Source organism: Sphingomonas sp. DC1600-2, from assembly GCF_049897605.1.
Classification (GTDB): Bacteria; Pseudomonadota; Alphaproteobacteria; order Sphingomonadales; family Sphingomonadaceae; genus Sphingomonas.
This window is the reverse complement of record NZ_JAFCWO010000009.1, coordinates 1-14,158: the sequence shown is the minus strand read 5'-3', so window position 1 is coordinate 14,158 and position 14,158 is coordinate 1. Positions and strand designations below refer to the sequence as shown.

Sequence of the window (14,158 nt, the reverse complement as noted above, 5' to 3'; positions counted from 1 at the left end):
GCGATCACCCCTTCATCCGGTTGACATCGTCAACCGAGATCGTCCCGCGGCTGCGGAAATAGATAACGAGAATGGCCAGCCCGATCGCGGCCTCGCCAGCCGCCACCGTCAGCACGAACATCGCGAACACTTGGCCCACCAGGTCATGCAGATAGCCCGAAAAGGCCACGAAATTCAGGTTCACCGCCAGCAGGATCAACTCGATCGCCATCAGCATGACGATCAGATTCTTGCGATTGGCGATGATGCCGAACACGCCGAGCGCGAACAGGATCGCCCCGACGACGAGATAATGGCCGAGCCCAATCACAGGTCTATCCCTCCGCCGACAGTCGGCTGCGTGTTGCGCGTCGCATCCTGCGGACGCCGCGCATTCTGGCGTGCGATGTTCTGCTTGCGCGATCCGGTGCGGTCACGGTGCGTCAGCACGATCGCGCCGATCATCGCGACCAGCAGCACCAGCCCTGCCCCTTCGAACACGAACAGATAGCGCGTGTAGAGCAGCATCCCGATCGCCTCGATATTCGGCACCGTTTCCGGCGTCGGCGCGGCGCGGCGAGCGAGTTCGATCTTGCCCGCGCTCCAGGCACCAAAGGCGACCATGATCTCCGCCGCCAGCCCGATCGCCAGCAAAGCACCGAGCGCTGCATAGCGCACGAAGCCGGCGCGCAGCTCGGCGAAATCGATGTTGAGCATCATCACCACGAACAGGAACAGCACGGCGACCGCCCCCACGTAGACGATGACGAGCAGCATCGCGATGAACTCCGCCCCCACCAGCACCATCAGGCCGGCGGCGTTGAAGAAAGCGAGGATCAGCCACAGCACGGCATGGACCGGGTTGCGGGCGGTAATCGTCAACGCGGCCGACACGATAACGATCGTCGCGAAGAGATAAAAGGCGAGTGCCTGTATCACGGAATCAGTGGGCCCCTTACAGTCGGCTGGCGATTAACGGTACGGCGCATCGGCGGCAAGGTTCGCCGCGATGGCGCTTTCCCAGCGATCCCCGTTGGCGAGCAATTTCGCCTTGTCGTAAATCAGTTCCTCGCGCGTTTCGGTCGCATATTCGAAATTCGGCCCTTCGACGACGGCATCGACCGGGCACGCTTCCTGGCACAGGCCGCAGAAGATGCACTTGGTCATGTCGATGTCGTAGCGCGTCGTGCGGCGGCTGCCGTCGTCACGCGGTTCGGCCTCGATCGTGATCGCCTGTGCCGGGCACACCGCCTCGCACAGCTTGCACGCGATGCAGCGTTCCTCGCCATTCGGGTAGCGCCGCAGCACATGCTCGCCGCGGAAGCGGGGGCTGAGCGGGTTCTTCTCGAACGGATAGTTGATCGTCGCCTTCGCCTTGAAGAAATACTTCAGGGTCAGCGTATGCGCCTTGAGGAACTCCCAAAGCGTGTAGGATTTGATGATCTGAGCAAGGCTCATGACGGAACTCCAACGCGGGTCAGCATGAGGAAGCCGGACACCAGGAACACCCAGAACAGCGACAGCGGCAGGAAGATCTTCCACCCCAGCCGCATCAGCTGGTCATAGCGGTAACGCGGGACGGTCGCCTTCACCCAGCTGAACACGAAGAAGAACAGCAGGATCTTGATAAACAGCCAGAGGATCCCCGGCACCGCGTACAGGATCGGAATGTCGAGCGGCGGCAGATACCCACCCCAGAACAACGTCGCGTTCAAGGCGCACATCAGAATAACGTTGGCATATTCACCAAGCCAATAAAGCGCGAACGCCATCGACGAATATTCAGTCTGATAGCCCGCGACCAGCTCGCTCTCGGCCTCGGCCAGATCGAACGGCGCGCGCTGCGTTTCGGCCAGCGACGAGATGAAGAACACCACCGCCATCGGGAACAGCAAGGGGTTCAGGAAGAAGCCATTGACCGGCGTCCCCATCACGCTCTTCTGCGCTTCGACGATTGTGGTCAGGTTAAAACTGCCGCTCCACAGCACGATCGAGATCAGCACGAAACCGATCGCGACTTCATAGCTCACCATTTGCGCGGCGGCACGGATCGCCGAGAAGAACGGATATTTGGAGTTGGACGCCCAACCCGCGAGAATGATGCCGTAAACGCCAAGCGACGAGGCCGCGAGCACATAGAGCAAGCCGACATTGATATCGGCGAGCGCCGCGCGCGCATCGAACGGCACCACCGCCCACACGATCAACGCGACCGTAAAGGTGATGATCGGCGCGATCAGGAACAGCGCCTTGTTGGCGGCGGCCGGAACGATCGTTTCCTGCAGGAACACCTTCAGGCCGTCCGCAAACGACTGCAGCAGCCCGAGCGGGCCGACCACGTTCGGGCCCCGGCGCAGCGCCATCGACGCCCAGATCTTGCGATCGGCATAGATCAGCATCGCCACCGCCAGCATCACCGGCAGCGCGATCAGCAAGATGTCCATCAGCGTGGCAAGGAACCACGCCCAGCCAAACGGAAGGCCGAAACGGTAGGTGAAGAAACTGGTCATTCCGCCGCCTCCGCGAATTCCTGGCCGTGGACAAGTTCAGCCGAGCAGCGCTGCATCGTCGGCGACGCGCGACAGATCGCGTTCGTCAGATAGAAATCCTTGATCGGATAGCCCGCGATCTCGCCCGCAGCCGCCGCGTCGAGCGCAGGCGGTGCCCAATCGAACGCCGCCAGCCCCAGCGTTCCGAGCGCCGGCGTATCCACCGCCATCGCTGCGCGCAGTTCCTCGATCGTGTCGAACGGCAGCGTCTTGCCCATCACGCCCGACAGGGCGCGCAGGATCGTCCAATCCTCGCGGGCATCGCCCGGCGGGAATACGGCGCGCTCGCCGCGCTGCACCCGGCCTTCGAGATTAACATAGGTGCCCGACTTCTCGGCATAGCTCGCCGCCGGCAGAACCACGTCCGCCGCAGCCGCACCCTTGTCGCCATGATGGCCGATATAGACTTTGAAGCTGTCCGAAAACGCGCCGAAATCGACCTCGTCCGCGCCCAGGAAGAAAGCGAGCTTCGGCTTGGCCGCGACCAGGTCGGCAATGCCGCCCTTCTGCGCATAGCCCAGCATCAACCCGCCCATGCGGCTCGCCGCCATGTGCAGTACGTTGAAGCCGTTCCAGCCCTCTTTCACCAGCCCCAGCGACGGCACCAGCGCGAGTGCCGCACCCAACACCTTGAGCCCAGCCCCGCCGACGATCACCATCGGACGCTCGGCCTTGGCGAACGCCTCGGTCACTGCCTCGGGCAGATTGCCGAGCACGCCAAGATCGGCACCCAGCCACTCGACCTTATAGGTCAGCTCGGTTTCCGGCCCGATCGCGAAGACCTTTGCGCCCTTCTTGATCGCCTTGCGGATGCGCGTGTTCACCAGCGGCGCTTCCCAGCGCACGTTGCTGCCCACGATCAGGATCACATCGGCCTTTTCGGTGCCCGCGATCGTCGTGTTGAAATTGACCGCAGCCAGGCTCGACGTGTCGTAATCCATGCCGGTCTGGCGGCCTTCGAGCAGGGTCGAGCCCATGCTGCCGAGCAACGCCTTGGTGGCATACATCGTTTCGCAATCGACCAGATCGCCCGCAACCGCAGCCACGCTCGCGCCCGCATCGACCTGCGAGATCGCCAGGAATGCCGCATCCCACGATGCTTCGGTCAGGCGGCCACCTTTACGGATATACGGCTTGTCGAGGCGGCGGCGGACCAGCCCGTCAACGACATGGCGCGTCTTGTCGCTGGCCCATTCCTCGTTCACGTCCTCGTTGATGCGCGGCAGCGCGCGCAGAACCTGGCGACCGCGTGAATCGAGCCGGATGTTGGTGCCGACCGCGTCCATCACGTCGATGGTCAGCGTCTTCTTCAGCTCCCACGGGCGCGCCTCGAACTGATACGGCTTCGAGGTCAGCGCGCCGACCGGACACAGGTCGACGACATTGCCCGACAGCTCGCTCGTCACGGCATGTTCGAGATACGACACGATCTGCATGTTCTCGCCGCGCCCGATCGCGCCGATTTCCTCGACGCCGGCCACTTCCTCGGCAAAACGGATGCAGCGCGTGCACTGGATGCAGCGCGTCATCACCGTCTTGACGATCGGTCCCATATATTTCTCGGTGACCGCGCGCTTATTCTCGTCATAACGCGACTGGCCACGGCCATAAGCGACCGACTGGTCCTGCAAATCGCATTCGCCACCCTGATCGCAAATCGGGCAATCGAGCGGATGGTTGATGAGCAGGAACTCCATCACCCCTTCGCGCGCATTCTTCACCATCGGCGAGTTGGTGAAGATCTCCTGATTCTCCGCAGCAGGCAACGCGCACGACGCTTGCGGCTTGGGCGGCCCTGGCTTCACCTCGACCAGGCACATGCGGCAATTGCCCGCGATGCTCAGGCGCTCATGATAGCAGAAGCGCGGGATTTCTTTGCCGGCGAGCTCGCACGCCTGGAGCACGGTGGCACCAGCGGGTACTTCGATCTCGACGCCATCGACTTTAAGTTTAGGCATGTGGAGCATTCCGTTTCGCGACGCTGAGACGATAAAGGGCTTCGGCAGCTAGGCCTCGCATAATGGATGTACTCAATGTAACGGTACGCCCAGCGTCCATGCACTTCGAAACAACAGGCACTAGCGCTTTGATGGACGCCGTTTCCTGATCGCTTTCAACATCTGTCAGGATAAGCGTGCGCGCTGCCGCAGGGTCTGCGCGGACCATGCAATCGCCCACTTCCATCTCAAGCCGATACTTCGCGCCGTCGCGATATTGATCTTCTTGCGATACCGGATAGGCTATCGGCGCGACGTCATCGAACGTTACAACCGCTGGAAACTTACCGAAATCCATGCGATAAATAATTTCGTAAAAAGCTCCACGCATCACATTGGGTTGAAATCGAAGCGTACCTTCAATGTCGAGGCAACCTTCGTCAAGGAGGCTTCTCCAGCGATCGCGCGTCGCCTTGGCTCCAACGGGAAGATCGAGGATTTTCCGCAATTTAAAACCCGCGCGATTTTGCAGACAGGCTGCAAACGCCATCATTGTTTTTCGTGCTTCGCCAACTCCCACTTCCCGTTTTGCGGGCGCAGCCGAAATCAACGCGAGAGCGACAAGCACGCTCATTCCGCCGCCTCCATCATCGGGCTCGACCCACCACCACGCTTTTCGGTGATGCGCCGCTCCATTTCGGGGCGGAAGTGCTTGATCAGGCCCTGGATCGGCCAGGCCGCCGCATCGCCGAGCGCACAGATCGTGTGGCCCTCGACCTGCTTGGTCACCTGATACAGCGTATCGATTTCGGAGATGTCCGCGTCGCCGGTGCGCATCCGCTCCATCACGCGCCACATCCAGCCCGTGCCCTCGCGGCACGGCGTGCACTGGCCGCAGCTCTCATGCTTGTAGAAATAGGACAAGCGGCTGATCGCGCGGACGATGTCGGTCGACTTGTCCATCACGATGACCGCCGCCGTACCGAGACCCGAGCCGACCTTCTTCAGGCCGTCGAAATCCATCGGGCAGTCCATGATCTCGGCCGCTGGCACCAACGGCACCGACGACCCGCCCGGGATCACCGCGAGCAGATTGTCCCACCCGCCGCGAATGCCGCCGCAATGCGTTTCGATCAGTTCGCGGAAGGTGATCGACATCGCTTCTTCGACCACGCACGGCGTGTTCACATGGCCGCTGATCTGGAACAGCTTGGTCCCGCGATTGTTCTCGGCACCAAAGCTGGCGAACCATTCCGGCGAACGCCGCAGGATCGTCGGCACGACTGCGATCGACTCCACGTTGTTCACCGTGGTCGGGCAGCCATACAGGCCAGCACCCGCCGGAAACGGCGGCTTCAGCCGCGGCTGGCCCTTCTTGCCCTCAAGGCTTTCGAGCATCGCGGTTTCTTCACCGCAGATATAGGCACCTGCGCCGCGATGGACGAACACGTCGAAATCATAGCCCGATCCGCTCGCATTCTTGCCGATCAGACCCTTGGCATACGCCTCGGCGACGGCCGCGAACAGCACTTCGGCTTCGCGGATATATTCGCCGCGAATGTAGATATAGGCGGCGCGCGCGCGCATCGCATAGCCCGCGATCAGCGCGCCTTCGATCAGCTTGTGCGGGTCATGCCGGATGATCTCGCGGTCCTTGCACGAACCCGGCTCGGATTCGTCGGCGTTGATCACCAGGAAGTTCGGGCGATCGGCCTTCGGTTCCTTGGGCATGAACGACCATTTGGTGCCGGTCGGAAAACCCGCGCCGCCACGGCCGCGCAGGCCAGACGCCTTGACCGCGTCGATCAGGGCATCCTGCCCGCGCGCCATCAGGCCCTTGGTGTCATCCCAATCGCCACGCATGATCGCGGCGTCGAGCGTCCACGGCTGGAAGCCGTAGACATTGGTGAAAATGCGATCCTTGTCCGCGAGCACGTTACTTGCCCCCCCCGATCCGCTTGTTGCCGGTGAGCGCGAGATAGATCACCACGCCAAGCCCGATCACGACCAGCGGCCCGAGCAGCGACAGCGTCAGCCGCAACACCCAACCCGCGACCACGATGCCGCCGATGATCGCCAGGATCAGTATGATGGTGTTTTTGTTCATGCCCATTCCCCGCGATAATCGTGGTTCTCGGCAACCATGTCCTTGAGCGAGGTCGGCCCGCCTGCCGGGCAGCTATCGCGGCGCCCGGTCTGCGACCCCACCGTCACCGGCTTCCCCTCGGCCAGCGCCTCGAGCAGCGCGATGGTCTTGTCGTAGTCCAGATCCTCGAAATTATCGTCGTTGATCTGCACCATTGGAGCATTGGCGCACGCGCCCAGACACTCGACCTCGGTCAGTGTGAACAGGCCGTCCGGGGTGGTATGGCCCTTGGACAGGCCCTTATTCTTGCACGCCGACAGCACGTCGTCGCTGCCGCCCAGCATGCACGGCGTCGTGCCGCACACCTGAACGTGATAGCGGCCGACCGGGGCCATGTTGAACATCGTGTAGAAGGTCGCGACCTCATACACGCGCATATACGGTACGCCGATCTGCCGAGCGACGAACTCGATCACCGGCACCGGCAGCCAGCCTTGCGTCTGCGTCTCGGCACCAACCTGGCGCTGCGCCAGATCAAGGAACGGGATCGATGCCGATTGCTCGCGGCCCTTGGGATAGCGACCGAGAATCTCGTTCGCTTTCTTCTGGTTTTCCTCATTCCACGCAAACGCGCCCCAGCGCGCGCGGGTCTCGGCTTCGTCAGGAATTTTGGGCGCGTCGGCCATTAGCGGATGAACTCCACGCGGGCGACCTTGTCGCCCTCAAACGAATAAAGGGACATGACTTCGAACTGCTCGCCACCGGGACCGCGCGAGACGTTTTCGTGCAACACCACGGTATCGCCCAGGACATAGGACGACAGCACTTCGGCACGGTTCTCGGGATATTGCGTGAACATCGCCTTCAGCCCTGCGCGAACACCCTCCTGCCCGTCGCGTACCACGGCACCGCGGTACATTGCCTCGCACGCATCGCCGGTCATTTCCGCGACGTAGCCGTCCGCATCCTGCGCGTTGTACAGCGCGATCATGCGATGCGCGGTGGCGAGACGTGCGCTGCTCACCGGTCGCACTCCCCGAACACGATATCCATCGCGCCCAGAATCGCGGTCGTATCGGCGAGCATGTGGCCCTTGGCCATGAAGTCCATCGCCTGCAGATGCGAGAAGGCGGTCGGGCGGATCTTGCAGCGATACGGCTTGTTGGTGCCGTCCGCGACCAGATACACGCCGAACTCGCCCTTGGGGCTTTCGGTCGCGATATACACGTCGCCTGCGGGCACGTGATAGCCTTCGGTGTACAGCTTGAAGTGATGGATCAATGCTTCCATCGAGCGTTTCATCTCGGCGCGCTTGGGCGGCACTACCTTGCGGTCGAGCGACGCGATCGGCCCCTCCGGCATATCGCGCAAGCACTGCTTCATGATCCGCGCCGACTGGCGGACTTCCTCAACGCGCACCATGAACCGGTCATAGCAATCGCCGCGCGTGCCGACCGGTACGTCAAAATCCATCTTGGCGTAAACATCGTAAGGCTGCGACTTGCGCAGATCCCAAGCGATACCCGAGCCACGGATCATCGGACCCGAAAAGCCCCACTTGATCGCATCGTCACGGCTGACCGTGGCGATATCGACGTTGCGCTGCTTGAAGATGCGGTTGTCCGCCACGAGCGAGATCGCGTCCTCGAACAGTCGCGGCAAACGCGTATCGAGCCAGTCGGCGATGTCGGTCAGCAGCTTCAGCGGCGCATCCTGGTGCACCCCACCTGGACGGAAATAGGCGCTGTGCATCCGCGCGCCCGAGACACGCTCGAAGAAGTTCATGCAGTCTTCGCGGATTTCGAACAGCCACAGGTTCGGCGTCATCGCGCCGACGTCCATGACGTGCGAACCGAGGTTCAACATGTGGTTCGAAATGCGCGTCAGCTCGGCGAACAGCACGCGCAGATATTGCGCGCGCAGCGGCACCTCGAGATCGAGCAATTTCTCGACCGCGAGCACATAGCTATGCTCCATGCACAAAGGCGAGCAGTAATCGAGCCGGTCGAAATAAGGCAAAGCCTGCGTATAGGTCTTGTACTCGATCAGCTTCTCGGTGCCCCGGTGCAGCAGCCCGACATGCGGATCGACGCGCTCGACGATTTCACCGTCCAGCTCCATCACCAGACGCAAAACGCCGTGCGCGGCGGGATGCTGCGGGCCGAAGTTGATCGTGTAATTCTGAATCTCGACATCGCCGACCTCGGGATCTTCCCCGTCAAGGCGATGTTCGATTTGGTCGAGATAGTCGGTCACTGGTTCTGCCCCTTCCCGTTGGAGGGAACGACATCGGGATTGGCCGGCTTCTCGCCCGCGTCAGGGCCTGCCTTGCCTGCACCGGACTGCGCAGTGCTGTCCGTCGTTTTGGGCTGACTCGATGCCTGCTTGGGCGATGCGGCAGCATCGGCCTTGACGATTTCATCGGCCTTGAGCGGGGTCGGCGCGCCCTTTTCCTCAGGCAGCTTCGCCTTTTCGTCGCCGGGCAGCACATATTCCGCGCCTTCCCAAGGACTCATGAAATCGAAGGTGCGGAAATCCTGCGCCAGCGCGACAGGCTCGTATACAACGCGCTTGGCTTCTTCCGAATAGCGCAGTTCGACATAGCCGCTGAGCGGAAAGTCCTTGCGCTGCGGATGCCCCCGGAAGCCGTAATCGGTCAGGATGCGGCGAAGATCGCCATTGCCCGAGAACAGCACGCCGTACATGTCGTACACTTCGCGCTCGAGCCAGCCCGCGACCGGCCAGATGCCCGTCACCGACGGCACCGGCTTCTCGTCATCGGTCTGCACATGCACGCGGATGCGGTGATTGCGCGTCAACGAAAGCAGGCAATAGACGACCTCGAACCGGTCGGTCCCGCGATCGGGATAATCGACGCCCGCGATTTCCATCAACTGCTGATATTCAAGACCGGGCGTGTCGCGCAGCGCGACCATCGTCTCGACCAGCGAGGCGCGATCGACATGCAGCGCGACTTCACCCACCGCCTCGACCGGCGCGAGCAATTTGGCACCGAGCGCGGTCCGCGCGGTGTCGATTACGCCATCATTGGCGACATAGGCTGGAGCAGGCGCCTTCACCGTTCAATCGTCCCGACACGGCGGATCTTCCGCTGAAGCTGCATGATGCCGTAGAGCAGCGCTTCGGCGGTCGGCGGACAACCGGGCACATAGATGTCGACCGGCACGATCCGGTCGCAGCCACGCACCACCGAATAGCTGTAATGGTAATAGCCGCCGCCATTGGCGCAGCTCCCCATCGAGATGACGTATTTCGGCTCGGACATCTGGTCATAGACCTTGCGCAGCGCCGGGGCCATCTTGTTGCACAGCGTGCCTGCGACGATCATCACGTCCGACTGGCGCGGAGACGCGCGCGGTGCCGCGCCGAAACGCTCGAGATCATAGCGCGGCATGTTGACGTGGATCATCTCGACCGCGCAGCAGGCGAGCCCGAAGGTCATCCACCACAGCGAGCCGGTACGCGCCCACTGGAACAGTTCTTCGGTCGAGGTGACGAGGAAACCCTTGTCGCCGAGTTCGCCATTGAGATCGTTGAAGAACGATGCGTCGGGCTGGACGATATCCTGACCGGACGGACGGATGAGTTCTACTCCCATTCGAGCGCTCCCTTCTTCCACGCATAGACCAGGCCGAGCGCCAGTTCGACGATGAACAGCATCATCGAGCCCCAGGCGACCCAGCCAAGTTTGAAGACCGACACGGCCCAGGGATACAGAAACGCCGCTTCCAGATCGAAGATGATGAACAGGATGGCGACGAGATAAAAGCGCACGTCGAACTGGCTGCGCGGATCTTCGAACGCGGGGAAGCCGCACTCATATTCGCTCAGCTTTTCGGGGGTCGGCTTGTGCGCGCCGGTCAGGCGGGCAACGATCATCGGCAGAAACACGAACGCGCTGGAGAGCGCGAGTGCCACGCCGAGGAACAGCAGGATCGGCAAATAGTGGGACAGGTCAACCAATGGGTTTCTCGCATGTGCGAACAGGTGTGCGTGGGCTTTAGGACGATGCACTTTGAGGGGCAAGGGTCGCGGGAGTGAGAATGAATCGCAACTAAAATCCTTCCCCCAAGGACCGACGGTCTCGCCCATAAGCGCAGCCGGTGGCAGTCGGTTCTGCTCTTTATGAGTTTGTGTCTTCGTGCGAGCAAAAACAGCTTCTCGCACGAAGACACAAAGCCACGAAGCGATCGCGTTTGTGCTCGATTGTACCGCTCCCCTTCGCGTCGAGGGAGAGACGAAATTTTAGCGGAGTGCCCCCGCGAGCAGCTTGTGCAAACGCGATTGCAGCGCGTCGTTGGCCGCCAGGAATTCGCTGCGCTCCATCATGCGGTCGCCGCCGCGGAAATCGGTCACGAAACCACCCGCTTCCTTGACCAGCAACAGCCCTGCCGCGACATCCCACGGCTGCAGCGCCGATTCCCAATAGCCGTCATACCGGCCAGCGGCGACCCAGGCGAGATCGAGCGCGGCCGATCCCATCCGCCGGATCCCAGCGACTTCCGGCGCAATCGCACCGAAAATGCGGCTCCATTCGACGAAATTGCCGTGCCCCAGGAACGGGATACCCGTCGCGATCAGCGAATCGGCCAGGTCGCGGCGCGCCGAAACGCGCAAGCGCTGCTCCTGCACCCACGCGCCGCGCCCCTTTTCGGCCCAGAACGCTTCGTCGGTGATCGGCTGATAGATCAGGCCCGAGGTGATCTCGCGCTTGCCATTGGGCATCGGCTCCTCGACCGCGATCGAAATGGCGAAATGCGGAATGCCGTGGAGAAAGTTGGTCGTGCCATCGAGCGGATCGACGATGAAGCGCGGCTTGTTGGGGTCGCCGGCAACTTCGCCGCGCTCCTCCATCAGGAAGCCCCAATCAGGCCGCGCGCGCGACAATTCTTCATACAGCGTCTGCTCGGCACGCTGGTCGGCCATCGACACGAAGTCGGCTGGCCCCTTGCGGCTGACCTGCAACTGCTGAACCTCGTTGAAATCACGACGCAGGCGCGGGCCGGCCTTGCGCGCGGCGCGGTCCATGATCGTCATCAGGCCGGAATGGGATGCCATAATATTTCCTTCTATCCCTCTCCCCTTCGGGGGAGAGGGCAAGCGAGCGAAGCGAAGCGCGGGAGAGGGGCAGTGAGCGACAGCGCTCGATCCAGCCCCTCTCCCCGCCCCTCTCCCCGCCCCTCTCCCCGCAAGCGGGGAGAGGGAGACATTAGTTAATCCGCCCGCCGGACGTAGCTCTGTTCATAAACATCGACGACAATGCGCGTGCCCGCGCCAATGTGCGGCGGCACCATCACGCGCACGCCATTTTCCAGGATCGCGGGCTTGTAGCTGGACGAGGCGGTCTGCCCCTTCACCACGGCGTCGGCCTCGACGATCAGCGCCTCGATCGTGTCGGGCAGCTGCACCGAGATCGGCCGCTCTTCCCACAGCTCCATTACGACATCCATGCCATCCTGCAGGAAGGCGGCGGCATCGCCCAGAATGTCGGCGTCGAGCGAGATCTGCTCGTAATTGATCTTGTCCATGAAGGTCAGCGTGTCGCCTTCGCGGAACAGGAACTGGAAGTCGACCGTATCGAGCCGGACCTTCTCGACGCTTTCCGCCGAGCGGAAGCGGACGTTGGTCTTGCGGCCGTCGATGAGGTTCTTCATCTCGACCTGCATATAGGCACCGCCCTTGCCCGGCTGGGTATGCTGGATTTTCACCGTCTTCCAGATGCCGCCTTCATATTCGAGAATGTTGCCGGGACGGATTTCGACCGCGTTGATCTTCATGGGGGTGCCTGTAGTTGGAAAGAGCAAGGCGCGGCCTTTAGCCGGGCAAGGGCTGTCCGGCAAGATAGCGGTAGGGGTCGACATCCTCCCCTTCATACCAATGCTGCTCTGGCGTGGTGCGCGTCAGGCCAAAATGCAGGTGGAAATTGCCCGCACCGGCATTGCCGGTATCGCCGACATAGCCGAGCAACGTCCCAGCCGTCACGCCCTGCCCCTCGTGCAGGCCCGGCGCATAACCCGCGAGATGCGCGTAATAATAGGTCCAACGCCGGTCGGGCGAACGCACATAGACAGCGGTCCCGCCCGCTGCGCTGGTGAACAGCTTCTCGACCGTGCCCGGTGCCGCCGCCAGCACCTGACTGGCCGCCGGGGCCGCAATGTCGGTGCCGTGATGCAGGCGCAGCCCATTCTCGCGCGGATCGCCCCAGGAATCGGCGAGCGCGCCGCGCGCCACCCCCGCCACCGGAACGATCAGACGCGTCCCGGAAGTGCTTTGTACGGCACCTCCGCCAGCGGCGGGGCGGACCGGCGGCGAGGCCCGTGTCCCCGCCGTGCGCGGCGCATCGGGCAGCACCGCCAGCAAGGCGATCCACCCGGCGGCCACCACGGCGATCACCAACAGGACGATACGACTCAGCCGTCCCACGGTTTACTCCTGGAACACCGCCGGCGTGCCCGGCTTGATCATCATCGCCAGCCGCGCCGCATCCCAATTGGTCAGGCGGATGCAGCCATGGCTTTCGGCCCGGCCGATCGTCTCTGGCGAAGGCGTCCCGTGGATGCCGTAATGCGGCTTGGACAGATCAAGCCACACCACGCCCACCGGCCCGTTTGGACCCGCTGGCAGCAACGCCGCCCTTGCGCCCTTCTTTGCGTCCCAGAACAGCTTGGGATTGTAGTGGAAGGGCGGATTGTAGGACGGCCCGAGGATCTTCCAGGTGCCGATCGGCAAGGGATCATGCTCGCTCCCCATCGTCGCCATGAACTGCGCGACCAGCTTGCCGTCCTTGTCCAGAACGCGCAGCACCTCCTCGGACTTGTCGACCACCACCTTGGCCCCCGTCGGCTGAGTCGAGTCGACGTTCAGGTCGCTGAGCGTCTGCCGCCATTTCTCGGGGAGCTTGGGATCATAAGCGTGGTCGGCGGCGATCGCGTTGGGCACGACGATCTTGCTGCCCGGCACCAGCCGGGTTTGCGGACTGTTCAATTCGAGCAAGACCGACGGCTTGGTGTGAAACATCTCGCCGAGCTTCTCCATCGGCGAGCGATATCCGAGCGTGGTCAGCCTCGCTTGCAGTTGCGGGTTCTTGGGTAGCGGATTGACGAACGGCCCGGCCAGCATGTCGGTGGTCAACGCGATCGTCTGGGTCGGCCGCCACTGCGCATAAGGATGCAGCGCGCGCAGCGTCGTCAGATCCATCTCGCCTGTTTGCGGCAGCCCGCGCGTTTCCTGAAAGCCCTTGAGCGCCGCCACCAGTGATTTCCCGGCGCGCCCATCCAGCACGCCGGGCGAGAAGCCAAGATGATCGAGGATGACCTGCACATGTAACGTCGAAAGATCGAGCGCTGGAGTGTCCGTTGCGCTGATGGTTCCCACCGGCGCGGCCGCAACAAGGCCAAGCGATGCTATTGCCAGACAAGCCGATCCGGCCAAGGTTTTTCGCATCGCTTCAATCTCCTACATAGTAATCTCTCATGACTGCCATCCGAGACGCTGGCCGAGTTTACCTTGTCGCTGGCCGCAAGACCAGCGTTCGCATTGACCTTGGCGGGTGTGCCGCGGACGCCTGATCGACGACGATTGATCAT

The 14,158-nt window shown here is 62.5% G+C and carries 18 protein-coding genes; all 18 read right to left on the bottom strand.

The annotated features are described in order from the left end of the window. Positions 1–4: 4 nt before the first annotated feature. The gene (gene nuoK / locus ACP7BL_RS14580) at positions 5–310 is read right to left on the bottom strand and encodes an NADH-quinone oxidoreductase subunit NuoK (protein ID WP_010402606.1); all 306 of its coding nucleotides are present in this window, start codon (positions 308–310) and stop codon (positions 5–7) included. Next, positions 307–918 carry an NADH-quinone oxidoreductase subunit J gene (locus ACP7BL_RS14575; RefSeq protein WP_426258682.1) on the bottom strand — a complete coding sequence of 204 codons (612 nt, stop codon included), beginning with the start codon at positions 916–918 and terminating at the stop codon, positions 307–309. The genes nuoK and ACP7BL_RS14575 overlap by 4 nt, the downstream gene beginning before the upstream one ends. A gap of 33 nt (positions 919–951) precedes the next feature. Further along, entirely contained in the window at positions 952–1,437 is a 486-nt protein-coding gene (nuoI, locus tag ACP7BL_RS14570) for an NADH-quinone oxidoreductase subunit NuoI (protein ID WP_010402602.1), read from the bottom strand. Then, positions 1,434–2,489, bottom strand: a complete 1,056-nt coding sequence (nuoH, locus tag ACP7BL_RS14565; protein WP_426258681.1) for an NADH-quinone oxidoreductase subunit NuoH — start codon at positions 2,487–2,489, stop codon at positions 1,434–1,436. Before nuoH ends, nuoI begins: the two co-directional genes overlap by 4 nt. Continuing rightward, entirely contained in the window at positions 2,486–4,486 is a 2,001-nt protein-coding gene (nuoG, locus tag ACP7BL_RS14560) for an NADH-quinone oxidoreductase subunit NuoG (RefSeq protein ID WP_426258680.1), read from the bottom strand. The genes nuoH and nuoG overlap by 4 nt, the downstream gene beginning before the upstream one ends. Further along, a complete protein-coding gene (locus ACP7BL_RS14555) occupies positions 4,479–5,099 on the bottom strand; it encodes a hypothetical protein (protein WP_426258679.1) in 621 nt (206 codons plus the stop codon). The genes nuoG and ACP7BL_RS14555 overlap by 8 nt, the downstream gene beginning before the upstream one ends. Further along, entirely contained in the window at positions 5,096–6,400 is a 1,305-nt protein-coding gene (gene nuoF / locus ACP7BL_RS14550) for an NADH-quinone oxidoreductase subunit NuoF (protein WP_426258678.1), read from the bottom strand. The genes ACP7BL_RS14555 and nuoF overlap by 4 nt, the downstream gene beginning before the upstream one ends. A gap of 1 nt (position 6,401) precedes the next feature. After that, positions 6,402–6,572 carry a hypothetical protein gene (locus tag ACP7BL_RS14545; protein WP_156142946.1) on the bottom strand — a complete coding sequence of 57 codons (171 nt, stop codon included), beginning with the start codon at positions 6,570–6,572 and terminating at the stop codon, positions 6,402–6,404. Next, a complete protein-coding gene (locus ACP7BL_RS14540; protein ID WP_426258677.1) occupies positions 6,569–7,237 on the bottom strand; it encodes a complex I 24 kDa subunit family protein in 669 nt (222 codons plus the stop codon). The genes ACP7BL_RS14545 and ACP7BL_RS14540 overlap by 4 nt, the downstream gene beginning before the upstream one ends. Continuing rightward, positions 7,237–7,575, bottom strand: a complete 339-nt coding sequence (locus tag ACP7BL_RS14535) for a nuclear transport factor 2 family protein (RefSeq protein ID WP_033963263.1) — start codon at positions 7,573–7,575, stop codon at positions 7,237–7,239. The genes ACP7BL_RS14540 and ACP7BL_RS14535 overlap by 1 nt, the downstream gene beginning before the upstream one ends. Further along, complete coding sequence (locus tag ACP7BL_RS14530; RefSeq protein WP_426258676.1) at positions 7,572–8,807, bottom strand: NADH-quinone oxidoreductase subunit D; 1,236 nt, start codon at positions 8,805–8,807, stop codon at positions 7,572–7,574. Before ACP7BL_RS14530 ends, ACP7BL_RS14535 begins: the two co-directional genes overlap by 4 nt. Further along, positions 8,804–9,631, bottom strand: a complete 828-nt coding sequence (locus ACP7BL_RS14525) for an NADH-quinone oxidoreductase subunit C (protein ID WP_426258675.1) — start codon at positions 9,629–9,631, stop codon at positions 8,804–8,806. The genes ACP7BL_RS14530 and ACP7BL_RS14525 overlap by 4 nt, the downstream gene beginning before the upstream one ends. Then, positions 9,628–10,170 (bottom strand): NuoB/complex I 20 kDa subunit family protein, encoded by a 543-nt coding sequence (locus tag ACP7BL_RS14520; protein ID WP_010402589.1) that lies wholly within the window; start codon positions 10,168–10,170, stop codon positions 9,628–9,630. Before ACP7BL_RS14520 ends, ACP7BL_RS14525 begins: the two co-directional genes overlap by 4 nt. Next, positions 10,161–10,535 (bottom strand): NADH-quinone oxidoreductase subunit A, encoded by a 375-nt coding sequence (gene ndhC / locus ACP7BL_RS14515; protein WP_010402587.1) that lies wholly within the window; start codon positions 10,533–10,535, stop codon positions 10,161–10,163. Before ndhC ends, ACP7BL_RS14520 begins: the two co-directional genes overlap by 10 nt. A gap of 282 nt (positions 10,536–10,817) precedes the next feature. Next, positions 10,818–11,630: an inositol monophosphatase family protein gene (locus ACP7BL_RS14510; RefSeq protein WP_033963272.1), complete on the bottom strand. Its 813-nt coding sequence runs from the start codon at positions 11,628–11,630 to the stop codon at positions 10,818–10,820. 155 nt (positions 11,631–11,785) lie between these two features. Continuing rightward, positions 11,786–12,349: an elongation factor P gene (gene efp / locus ACP7BL_RS14505; RefSeq protein ID WP_126847269.1), complete on the bottom strand. Its 564-nt coding sequence runs from the start codon at positions 12,347–12,349 to the stop codon at positions 11,786–11,788. 37 nt (positions 12,350–12,386) lie between these two features. After that, complete coding sequence (locus ACP7BL_RS14500; protein ID WP_426258674.1) at positions 12,387–12,995, bottom strand: M23 family metallopeptidase; 609 nt, start codon at positions 12,993–12,995, stop codon at positions 12,387–12,389. Positions 12,996–12,998: 3 nt separating this feature from the next. Beyond that, complete coding sequence (locus ACP7BL_RS14495) at positions 12,999–14,015, bottom strand: L,D-transpeptidase family protein (protein WP_426258673.1); 1,017 nt, start codon at positions 14,013–14,015, stop codon at positions 12,999–13,001. Between the last annotated feature and the right edge of the window lie 143 nt (positions 14,016–14,158).